10 protein-coding genes and 1 pseudogene are annotated in these 10,892 nt (G+C 63.7%); 6 read left to right on the plus strand and 5 right to left on the minus strand.

Annotation, left to right across the window (positions count from 1 at the left end):
* Window positions 1-65 precede the first annotated feature (65 nt).
* The 3 genes from IVB45_RS26820 to IVB45_RS26830 form a co-directional block, all read right to left on the minus strand.
* Window positions 66-530, minus strand: a complete 465-nt coding sequence (locus tag IVB45_RS26820; protein WP_247359099.1) for a group III truncated hemoglobin — start codon at window positions 528-530, stop codon at window positions 66-68.
* 137 nt (window positions 531-667) lie between these two features.
* Complete coding sequence (locus tag IVB45_RS26825) at window positions 668-1,582, minus strand: 3-hydroxybutyryl-CoA dehydrogenase (RefSeq protein ID WP_346016169.1); 915 nt, start codon at window positions 1,580-1,582, stop codon at window positions 668-670.
* Window positions 1,583-1,782: 200 nt separating this feature from the next.
* Window positions 1,783-3,261: an FAD-binding oxidoreductase gene (locus IVB45_RS26830; protein WP_247359097.1), complete on the minus strand. Its 1,479-nt coding sequence runs from the start codon at window positions 3,259-3,261 to the stop codon at window positions 1,783-1,785.
* A gap of 223 nt (window positions 3,262-3,484) precedes the next feature.
* On the opposite strand from IVB45_RS26830, the gene hisC reads away from it, so the two are divergent.
* Together hisC and IVB45_RS26840 are read left to right on the plus strand one after the other, a co-directional pair.
* Window positions 3,485-4,537, plus strand: coding sequence for a histidinol-phosphate transaminase (hisC, locus tag IVB45_RS26835; protein ID WP_247359095.1), 1,053 nt, complete (start codon window positions 3,485-3,487; stop codon window positions 4,535-4,537).
* A 237-nt stretch (window positions 4,538-4,774) separates the two neighbouring features.
* Entirely contained in the window at window positions 4,775-5,473 is a 699-nt protein-coding gene (locus tag IVB45_RS26840) for an ABC transporter permease (RefSeq protein ID WP_027566524.1), read from the plus strand.
* Here the strand turns inward: IVB45_RS26840 and IVB45_RS26845 are convergent.
* A complete protein-coding gene (locus IVB45_RS26845) occupies window positions 5,447-6,256 on the minus strand; it encodes a substrate-binding domain-containing protein (protein WP_247359093.1) in 810 nt (269 codons plus the stop codon). The two genes, IVB45_RS26840 and IVB45_RS26845, sit on opposite strands and share 27 nt — an antisense overlap.
* Window positions 6,257-6,428: 172 nt before the next feature.
* On the opposite strand from IVB45_RS26845, the gene IVB45_RS26850 reads away from it, so the two are divergent.
* The 3 genes and pseudogenes from IVB45_RS26850 to IVB45_RS26860 all read left to right on the plus strand — a co-directional run.
* Entirely contained in the window at window positions 6,429-6,701 is a 273-nt protein-coding gene (locus IVB45_RS26850; RefSeq protein ID WP_027566522.1) for a hypothetical protein, read from the plus strand.
* A 296-nt stretch (window positions 6,702-6,997) separates the two neighbouring features.
* Complete coding sequence (locus IVB45_RS26855; RefSeq protein WP_247359091.1) at window positions 6,998-8,035, plus strand: hypothetical protein; 1,038 nt, start codon at window positions 6,998-7,000, stop codon at window positions 8,033-8,035.
* A 63-nt stretch (window positions 8,036-8,098) separates the two neighbouring features.
* Window positions 8,099-8,362, plus strand: a pseudogene (locus IVB45_RS26860) (TonB-dependent receptor plug domain-containing protein); the annotation flags it as partial.
* A gap of 13 nt (window positions 8,363-8,375) precedes the next feature.
* Here the strand turns inward: IVB45_RS26860 and IVB45_RS26865 are convergent.
* Window positions 8,376-9,692, minus strand: coding sequence for an alpha/beta hydrolase-fold protein (locus IVB45_RS26865; protein ID WP_247359088.1), 1,317 nt, complete (start codon window positions 9,690-9,692; stop codon window positions 8,376-8,378).
* Window positions 9,693-9,970: 278 nt separating this feature from the next.
* Here IVB45_RS26865 and blaBJP point away from each other — a divergent pair, with 278 nt between their 5' ends.
* A complete protein-coding gene (gene blaBJP, locus IVB45_RS26870; RefSeq protein WP_247359085.1) occupies window positions 9,971-10,855 on the plus strand; it encodes a BJP family subclass B3 metallo-beta-lactamase in 885 nt (294 codons plus the stop codon).
* Window positions 10,856-10,892: the final 37 nt, after the last annotated feature.

Genomic DNA, 10,892 nt, shown 5'->3' on the forward strand with positions numbered 1-10,892 from the left:
CGCACGGCGCGATCGACGGCGACATCAGTGCGGCTTGCGCATTTCTCAGGCAGGCATTTTGTATTCTAGGAGCGGAGCACGTGACGCGGCGCAGCGATGTGCCCGGCCAAGGTCGCCGATGCCATCTCGAAACTGTCGGCGATGCGGCGCGCCCTGTCGATGAACAGCGCGGCCGCTTCCGGCGGGCAGACCTCGCGCGCGGTCTGTTCAAACAATTCGAGCCAGCGATCGAAATGATGGCCAGCCAGGCTCAGCGGCATATGCGCCCGCATCGGCGAGCCATGGTAGCGGCCGCTCATCAGCACGACCGACGACCAGAAATCCCTGAGCTTGGCGAGATGCTCGTCCCAATTCTGCACGATCGCGAACACCGGCCCCAGCAGCGCATCCTCGCGGACTCGCCCGTAGAAGCGGGTGACGAGTTCCCCGATCATCTCTTCGGTGATCCCCGTGCGCTCGATCGCGTCCTGGGTCAGCAGGTTCCGCCGCGCGGTCGCAGCCTCGCGCTCGGCCTTCAGTCGATCCGACATGTCCCTTGTTATCCGTTCCGTTGTTCCCGCAGGCCGCCCGTTCGACATTGTCGGGTCAATTGCGCACGGCGTCTTTGTCGCAGCGCAAATTGCGGGGTGTCGCGGCGAGCACTAAACGCCCGCCGCCTGCGCCATTTTCAGGCGCTGTAGGTGTAGAAGCCCTGTCCCGTCTTGCGGCCGAGATGGCCGGCGTCGACCATTTCCTTGAGCAAGGGGGCCGGACGGTATTTGGGGTCGTTGAAGCCTTTGTAAAAGACCTCCATCACCGACAACATGGTGTCGAGCCCGACGAGATCGGCGAGCGCCAGCGGCCCGATCGGATGGTTGCAGCCGAGCTTCATGCCGGCATCGATCTCTTCCGCCGTCGCAATCCCCTCCTGCAGCGCGAAGATCGCCTCGTTGATCATCGGACACAGGATGCGGTTGACGGCAAAGCCCGGGCTGTTCTTGGCCGTGATCGCCACCTTGCCGACGCGCTTGGCGAAATCGAGCGCCTTGGCATGGGTGTCGTCGGAGGTCTGCAGGCCGCGGATGAGCTCCAGCAGCGCCATGACCGGAACCGGATTGAAGAAGTGCATGCCGATAATAAAGCGGTCGGGGCGGTCGGTCGCCGCAGCGAGCTTCGTGATCGAGATCGACGAGGTGTTCGTGGCGAGCAGCGTGCGTGGCGACAGCGTCGCACAGAGATCCTTCAGGATCTTGACCTTGAGTTCCTCGTTCTCGGTCGCGGCCTCGATGACGAGATCGCAATCGACGAGCTTGGCGCGGTCGGTGGTGCCGGTGATGCGCTTGAGCGTGGCGTCGCGATCGCCCGCCGACATCTTCTCCTTTTTGACCAGGCGCTCGAGGCTGCCGCCGACCGTCGAAATCCCGCGGTTCACCGCCGCATCGGAAATATCGACCATCACGACCGAAAGTCCGGCCGCGGCACAAATCTGCGCGATGCCGTTCCCCATGGTGCCTGCCCCGATGATGCCAACGGTTTGGATCATTGCCTCAAATCCTTCATCCTTGCGGACGTGCCATACCGGCCCGCCCCTTTGTTCCTGCACCAGGGTCTAGCACCGCCCCCGGGCGGGTGCGACCTGATCCTCTCCCTTCCTTAAAGCATCCAAGGCGGGAATAAAGCCGCCTTTCGGCCGCCAAACGGCGTGATTTGGTGCCCCGGCCTGTTTGGCCCGGCCTATCTGCGGCATCCCGTCCCCGGAGGGCGCGAGTGTGCGGGGAGCACCGGGCTCGAGGCGGTAGCGGCTTAACCGAGACGAAGCACCTTGCCCGGATTCATGATGTTCTTGGGATCGAGCGCCCGCTTGATCGTGCGCATGATGTCGAGCTCGGTCCGGGAACGGTAGTGCTGGAGCTCGTCGAGCTTCTCGATGCCGATGCCATGTTCCGCCGAGATCGAACCGCCCATGGAGGTGACGAGGTCGTTGACGGCCCGTGTGATCGCCGCGGAATACTGGGAGAGCGTATCGCGGTCCATGCCCTTCGGGCCCATGAAGGAGAAGTGCACATTGCCGTCTCCGATGTGGCCGAGCGGATAGGGGCGGATCGTCGGCAAAATGGCGAGCACGGCCTCGAGACCGCTGTCGATAAACTCGGGAATCCTGGAGACCGCAACCGACACATCGTAGCTCAAGCCCGGACCTTCGGTGCGCGATGCCTCGGCCACGCTCTCGCGAATCCGCCACATGTTGCGCGACTGCGCTTCGGTTTGCGCGATCACAGCATCCAGCACCCGGCCCGCCTCGAGTTGGTCCGCCAGGAACTGCTCCATCCTGTCCGACATGCCCGTGCCACCGTCCTGCCGGGGCCGGGCCGACGACCATTCGAGAAGGAGGTACCATTCGGTCTCAGCCTTGAGAGGATCCTGAGTGCCGGGAATGTGGCGCAGCACCATGTCGGTGCACGCACGGCTGATGAGCTCACAGGAGCCGACATTGTCATCGGAAGCGGCATGCGCCTCCGACAGAAGGTCGATGGCAGCCTTGGGATCGCGGATTGCGAGCCATGCTGTGCACACGTCTTTCGGCGCCGGCCAGAGTTTCAGCACCGCCTTGGTGATGATGCCGAGCGTCCCTTCGGCGCCCATGAACAGGTGCTTGAGGTCGTAGCCGGTGTTGTCCTTCTTGAGTGCGCGCAGGCCGTCCCAGACATCGCCGTTAGCCAGCACGACCTCGAGACCCAGCACCAGATTTCGCGCGTTGCCATAACGCAGCACCTGCACGCCGCCGGCATTGGTGGACAGATTACCTCCGATCATGCAGGAGCCCTGAGCACCCAGGCTGAGCGGAAACAGGCGGTCGTGGCGCGCGGCTGTGTCCTGAAGCGTCTCGAGGATGCAGCCTGCCTCCACAGTCATGGCGTAGCCGACGGGATCGACGTTCAACACCTGGTTCATGCGACCGAGCGACAGCACGATGCCGCGGTGCATGGGCCACGGCGTGGCGCCGCCCATCAACCCGGTGTTGCCACCTTGCGGAACGATGGCAATGCCGTTGTCGTAGCAGAGCTCGACGACAGCGGAGACTTCCGCGGTGCTGGCCGGACGCACGACCGCCGCGGCCTGCCCCGCCAGTTCGCCGCGCCAGTCGGTCACGAAGGGCCGCTTGTCGTGCTCGTCCAGGATCAGGCCTTTGTCGCCGACGATGGCCCGCAAGCGGTCGAGAACGGCTGAGGTCACGGGTGCGGTCGGAATCGAGGGAGCGATGGGAAGGGCTGCACCCGGCATGTGTTCCTCTCTTTTCGGCCGTTCAGCGCCTTGGGGCGCGCAAGGCTTCGTTCTTGTTTTCATTCTGGGCGGTGGTGCAACGACCCTAGCACAGGGGTCGCGGTTGCGGGAACGTCCCCGGCAGTAAGCCTCGTGCGGATTTGCGTGGAATGCTGAATGCAGGCGCACTTCCGCCGAGGTCCCGCATACCCTACTGTACCCCGATCAATTCGGATTGGAGCTCATGAGCCGTTTCTGGAGTCCGGTCGTCCACACGCTTTCGCCCTATGTCCCCGGCGAGCAGCCCAAGCAGGACGGCATCGTCAAGCTCAATACCAACGAGAATCCCTACCCGCCCTCGCCGCGCGTGCTGGCGGCGATCGCATCGGCCGCGGAGCGGCTGCGCCTTTATCCCGATCCGCGCGCAACGCGCCTGCGCGAGGCGATCGCGGCCCATTGCGATGTGGTGCCCGAGCAAGTGTTCGTCGGTAACGGCTCCGACGAGGTTCTGGCCCACACCTTCCAGGCCCTTCTGAAGCACGACACGCCGCTTCTGTTCCCCGACGTCACCTACAGCTTCTACCCCGTCTATTGCAGCCTCTATGGAATAACGCATGACAAGGTGCCGCTCGATGCTGCGATGAGGATCGATATCTCCAACTACAGTCGACCATCGAGCGCCATCCTGCTCTGCAATCCGAACGCTCCGACCGGTATCGCCCTTCAGCGCGACGCAATCTCATCCCTGCTGGCCGAACGACCGGACCGGCTGGTGGTGGTGGACGAGGCCTATGTCGATTTCGGCGCCGAGAGCGCCGTGCCGCTGGTTGCACGCCACGACAATTTGCTGGTCATCCAGACCTTCTCGAAGTCGCGCTCACTGGCTGGCCTACGGGTTGGTTTTGCCATCGGCCAACGACCGCTGATCGAAGCGCTGGAACGGGTGAAGGACAGTTTCAACTCCTATCCCGTCGATTGCCTCGCGATCGCCGGCGCTGTCGCCGCGATCAAGGACGAGGGCTGGTTCAGAGACACCCGTGCTCGTATCATCGCAAGCCGCGAAACCTTGGCCCGAGACCTTGGACAACTTGGCTTCGAGGTGTTGCCGTCGCTCGCCAACTTCGTCTTCGCGCGCCATCGAAGCCGGAGCGGAGCAGATCTCGCAGCAGCGCTTCGCCAGCGTGGCGTTCTGGTCCGTCATTTCGGAAAGCCGCGCATCGAGGACTTCCTGCGCGTCACGGTCGGAACGGAGGCGGAGTGTGCCCGGCTTGTTGAGGTGCTGCGTGGGTTGATCTGAGCCCCGACAGTCCCTGCATCGGCCAGCATCAAACGATGAGCCCAAACGCGGCACCGTGCCATGCCACCCGCGGCTTTGATTTCCGGCCAAATTCGGGTTACCAAACCTGCCTGCGGAGCGCGACCGCGCCGCTGCTTTGCCCGACGATACCCTCAGGGAAATATACGTGAAACACCTCCGCAGTCCTGAAATCGACGCACCCAAGACGTCGTGGCGGGCGCCGAAGGTCAGGCACGGATGAACGACTTTGCGCGATCCATCGGCGCCGCATTCACGCTGATCGGCGAGGCCGATGCAGAACTTCTGGGCATCGTCGGACTGTCGGTGCGCGTCAGCCTGACCGCCAGCATCCTCGCGCTTCTGATCGGGGCGCCGTTCGGGGTCCTGCTTGCGATCACCCGGTTCCGCGGGCGGCAGGTCATCATCGTCCTGACCAATGCCTTGCTTGGTCTTCCACCAGTCGTGGTCGGGCTCGCGCTTTATCTTCTGCTGTCGCGGTCCGGGCCGCTCGGGGCCGCCGGCCTGTTGTTCACGCCGGCGGCCATGGTGGTCGCGCAGACGCTGCTCGCCACACCGATCGTGGTCGCACTGGTGCACCGGCCGGCGAGCCTGCTGTGGGCGGAGTATGGCGACCTGGCGCGGATCGATGGGCTGTCAACACTACGCAGCATCGGCTTGCTGTTCGCGCTGGGCCGGACCTCGCTGCTGACGGCCTTTCTCGCAGCCTTCGGCCGCGCGATTGCGGAGGTTGGCGCCATCCTCATCGTCGGTGGCAACATCCGCGGTTTCACGCGCACGATGACGACGGCGATCGCTCTGGAGACCAGCAAGGGCGACCTGCCGCTGGCGCTCGGACTCGGGCTGATCCTGCTCGCACTCAGCGTCGCAGTGTCGACCGTCGCCTTCCTGCTAGTGGGACGCGTTGGGGAAAAATAGCTGCTCGCCCCCGACCTTGTAGCCGGCGATGGCCTCCTGCCCTTTCGAAGAGATCAGCCAGTCAATGAAGGCTTGCCCGTCCTGCGCCTTCGCGTTCGCATGCTTGGCCGGATTGACCAGCATGACGCCGTACTGGTTGAACAGCCGCTTGTCGCCTTCGGTCAGGACGGCGAGTTCGCCGCGGTTCTTGAATGACAACCAGGTGCCGCGATCCGACAGCAGATAAGCATTCGACGACGACGCCATGTTCAGGGCTGGACCCATGCCCTGGCCGATCTCGCGATACCAGCCGTCCTTGGCGGCACCGAGGTCGACGCCAGCCTCCTTCCAAAGCCGCAATTCGGCCGCGTGCGTGCCGGACTTGTCGCCGCGCGAAATGAACGGCGCCTTCGCGGCCGCGATCTTGCGCAGCGCCTCGGCCACGTCCTTGCCGCCGGCGATCTTCGCGGGATCGCTCCTCGGCCCGACAATGACGAAGTCGTTGTACATGACGTCGAAGCGCTTCACGCCCTCCCCTTCGGACATGAACTTGTCTTCGGCGGGCCTGTCATGGACGAACACGACGTCTGCATCGCCGCGCCGCCCGATGTCGAGTGCCTGGCCGGTGCCAACGGCAACGACCTTCACGTCGATACCCGCGGCCTTCGAGAACAGCGGCAGCAGATAGCCAAACAGCCCCGACTGTTCCGTCGACGTCGTCGAGGCCACGGTGATGGCGCGCTCCTGCGCGACTGCGATCGTGGACCAGAGCAGAATCGCTCCGAGAGTCATTATCCTTTTCATACCTCGTCCCTACACCAGATGCCGGATGTTCCAAACTCTACCGTCAACAGAGACGCACAGGGAACCCCAACAAGCGCCGCAACGCGCTTGGTCATGATCGTCGCAACGCTCCCCTGTGAGGAACGTCCGCTCCGCGCGCAAGTTGTCATCAAGTCAACCCAGGAGGAAACAGATGAAGAAGATCATTTTGGCATCCGCGTGCATCATGGCGCTGGCGACCGGCGGCGCCTTCGCACAGACACAACCCGCCCCAGGCGCATCCGGTCAGGGCGACGTCGGGCCCTCGTCCCGGGGCCCCGCGACCAAGGGCATGACGACCGGCACGTCGTCGAACATGCAGAACGAGGCCGCCGACAGCAAGGGCAAACAGGCTCCGAGCGCCGGTGGCAGTAACACCAATAACATGGGCAGCCAGGCCGGCGGCGGCGCGGGCTCCGGGAAGTAGGTCGGCATCGATCGGAAACCTGGAGAGGGGGCGATCGTCCCCTCTCCCCAGATGTCTTCATGCCGTCGAAAGCTTGTCGACGTCATGCGCAAAGGTCTTGGTGTCGAACAAAGCGCATTGGCGAGGCTGCACCTTGATTGCAGTCACGCCGGCGACATCGCAGCTTCGCGCTGTGAAAGCGTGGATGTTCTGCAATTGGTCCCACCTACATTGACATCAGTGTGACAGCCGGGGATTTTTACATTGCTGGCGAATCAGCGATGGCCTCAAGCCGAGTACCTCTTGGATAACTCCCAGTGCTTTCGAGACTGATATCGTTGTTGCGCCGCATCCCCGCGGTGAAATGGGCGTTCAACCGGCTCCGGCCCGCGCCGCACGGCGGCAGCATCGACGTCGCAGCTGATGCCGCGGACGCCTCGCCCGCCCTCGTTGCCGAGATTTTAGAAGCCGCTCCGGCTCTGGACACCAGCATCAGCGCGGATACGTCAAACTGCGACGTTGCGGCCGCCGCTTCAGCCGCCGAAGACGGGACCGCCAGACCCGTCATCGCGGAGAGCCCGTCGGAAGCGCCAGCCGATGTCAGCGGCAGCGACGATTCATCCCGGGAGACGGCGGCGGAAGTCGAGCTGGTCGTCGTGGAGGAAGCTTCGGTCGCGACCATCGATGTCGAGCGTGAGAAGGTCGACGCCCCCGAACTCACCATCAACAGCGATCCATCTCCCGAACTCGCGGACGACGTTGAGCCCGTTGTCGTGGAGAAGGCCTCCTCCGTCGATGTCGAGCTCGTCCCGGTTGATGCCCCCGCTCTCGCCATCAACGACGAGCATTCCTCCGCCGTCGACGTGGATACTTGCTCAACTCTCGACGACACGCGTGTCTCGCTTGCCTCCAGCGCGGCGGAAGTCGTCGCCAGCACGCCCAGCGTCGTCACGGATGTTGCGTCGGAGCCAGCCCTCGAGGCTCCCGCTGCGGAGATCACCAGCACGCCGAAGATTCGTGCAAAGATCGCAGAACCCGCCGACCGCGCCGCGCTGATCCGGCAGCGTTGGACGGAGACCGGGAGCAGGATGTGGAATCCGCGCGTCCACGGCGCCGGTGATGCCACGCTGAACATCCAGGGAAGCGTCGGGTTGCTGCCGCCCGCGCCTGGCGAGACAATGCCGCGCTACGACAAGCTGGAATTCAGGATGCTCGGCGGACAAATCGTCTGCGAGGGCGTGATCGTCGAAGCACCCGCGCATGCGAGCCAGCGCAGTTTTACGCGGCTCGCGGAGCCGGGGAAACCGGATCGGGTCCGCGAACCAATGCGGGAACGCCAGGCCGCTCTCGCCTGACCCTTTATTTCCTACGACGACCAGCCCATATGATAGGCTAACGCCTTGAATTTGGGAGATCGCATGCCCACAAAATCATTGCGACTGGTTGTGATTGCCGCCCTCTGCGTCTCTCAAGGAGCCTTTGCCGCATCCAGTAAACGCCATGCGCCCGCGACCGATCAGGCGTCACCCTACAAAGCCGACCGCCTCTCCTCTTCGCGCGGAGAGACGATCCTCAACACGCCCGGCCAGACCACCGTGATGACGCGAGAGATCCTCGACGACAAGAACGCGACGAGCCTCAAAGATGCCATGCGCTCGACCGCCGGCGTGACGATCGGGCGCCAGGCCACTTCGCTCAGGGGAGCGGATAGCCCTTCCAGACCCACTCCAGCGCCGACGGCAGCGTCTGCGCGATCGTGGGCCGGTCGACGTGCTTGGCGTTGCGTACGAACAGAAACTGATAGTGGTAGCCCTTCTCCGCCAGCACCTTGGCCATCAGCGCGTTGGAGAGGGTCCAGTCGTGCATGCCGTCGGGAATGGTGGGGTTCGGATAGAACAGATCCTGGTCGCCGCCGAAGAACCAGAAGCGGATCGGCTTGGTCGGCGCAGCGACGATCAGCGGCACGCCGGGCGGCTCGGCCGGCGTGAGCACGCCCGCCTTGGAGATGAGATTGGGTGTGGCCGGCCCCGGCCATGCGCTGTGATATTCCCAGGCGCCACCGCGCAACGACGGGTCATGCGGCCATTGCTGGTTGACCATGGTCGGCGAGAACGCCAGCACGCGGTGATAGAGATCGGGATAGAACCACGCCATCGTGAAGGCTGCCACGCCGCTTGAACTCAGCCCCATGGTCGCACGCCCATCGGGATTTTTGGTCAGCCTGACCTCGGCGTTCTTTTCGACCAGCGGCAGCACTTCACGCTCGACGAATTGCGCGTAGGCGCCTGACACCGCGTCATATTCGCGGCCGCGCTGACTGCCCTGCGCGTCCTGCCCGCCATTGCCGATCTGGATCGCGATCATCGGCGGCACGCGGCGCTGCGCGATCAGATTGTCCAGCGTGACGGCGAGATCCTTGTAGGCGTTGGAGCCACCGTCGCCGACCACGATGAACGGCGCCTCGCTGCCGCGCACATATTGCGCCGGCACATAGACGTCGATGGTGCGCGACCAGACGCCGGGATGGCTGGTAGTGACGATCATGTGCGACTTGTCGTCCGGCGCCGTGACGGTCGTCATGATCGAGGAATTGGTGCAACCAGCAAGATCGTCGCGGATCAGACCCGGATTGTAGATGGTGCTCTCCTTCGACGACAACGTGAAGGACTTTGTCGTCCCACGCGGCACGCCCTCCTTCGCGATCGTCTCCGGCGCAGGATTGTGGGTGGGACCGATGATGAAATTGCCCTCGGCATCCGGTGGCGGCAGCGTTCCGTCAGGAAGCTCCGCGGCGCGTGGATAATTGGGATTGGAGGGATCACGCGTCGGAGGCGCCGTCTTGAAGTCGAGACCCGTCGTATCGATGAAGAACGGGCCCGCCTTGTCGGTGCTGTTGGCCCCAGGCGGCACCACCATGTTCTGGGTGACGCAGGCCGGCTGCGAGAAGGCAATCGACGTGAAGGAGACGAGGGAAATCAGAGTCCCCGCAAGGACGGACAACGAATTGGTCATTTCAGCTCCCGATGCCGACGAGTCTTTCTGGCTCGCCTTGGCGCAAAGTATGACGAGCCGCCTGCGCGTGGTCAAATCCCGCCCGGCCGCGTTACCGCAATGGCCGCCATGCTCAAAACGGACAGGCACGGCTATTCCGCGCATGCCACGAATTTTTTCAGACACGTGGCCGTTGCTGCCGCACCTCGCACGACGTAGCTTGCCGGTCGGCCGCGCGAAGGCCGCGCCCGATCAAGACGACAAGAACAATCTGCAAGAACAATCCCGGGAGACAAACCATGAAGAAGCTCACGGCCGCGCTGTGCGCGCTGGCGTTCCTCGCAACCGGCGCGCAGGCGCAGACCGTCAAGGACTTCCTGGCGGTGGTCACCAAGAAATGGACCACGCCGTTCGAGCCGTTCCAGCTCATCGGCAACATCTACTATATCGGCACTGACGGCATCGCCGTCTACATCATCAAGACCTCACAAGGCCTGATCCTGATGGATACGGCGCTTCCGGAATCCAGCGGCATGATCAAGGACAACATTGCCAAGCTCGGTCTCAAGGTCTCAGACATCAAGATCATCCTCAACACGCACGCGCATTTCGACCACACCGGCGGTTTCGCCGAAATCAAGAAGGAGACCGGCGCGCAGCTGATCGCCGGCGACCGCGACAAGCCGCTGCTGGAAGGCGGCTATTATCCTGGCGACGAGAAGAACGAGGACCTCGCCTTCCCCGCAGTGAAGGTCGATCGCGCCGTGAAGGAAGGCGACAAGATCACGCTCGGCGACACCACGCTGACGGCTCACGCCACCCCCGGCCATTCGCCCGGCTGCACGAGTTGGGAGATGACCGTCAAGGACGGCAATCAGGACCGCGAGGTGCTGTTCTTCTGTAGCGGCACGGTGGCGTTGAACCGGCTGGTCGGCCAGCCGACCCACGCCGGAATCGTCGACGACTACCGTGCGACCTACGCCAAAGTGAAGGCGATGAAGATCGACGTGCTGCTCGGGCCGCATCCGGAGGTCTATGGCATGCAGGCCAAGCGCGCCGAAATGAAGGACGGCGCACCGAACCCGTTCGTCAAGCCGGGTGAACTCGCAGCCTACTCCACAACCCTGTCGGAAGATTTCGACAAGCAGCTCGCCAAGCAGACCGCCGCGATCGAGAAGAAATAGCGATCGTCTCGCGCTATCTTCACCTCTCCTTCTCCGG

Origin of the sequence: Bradyrhizobium sp. 4 (genome assembly GCF_023100905.1) — a bacterium.
Taxonomy (GTDB): Bacteria; Pseudomonadota; Alphaproteobacteria; order Rhizobiales; family Xanthobacteraceae; genus Bradyrhizobium.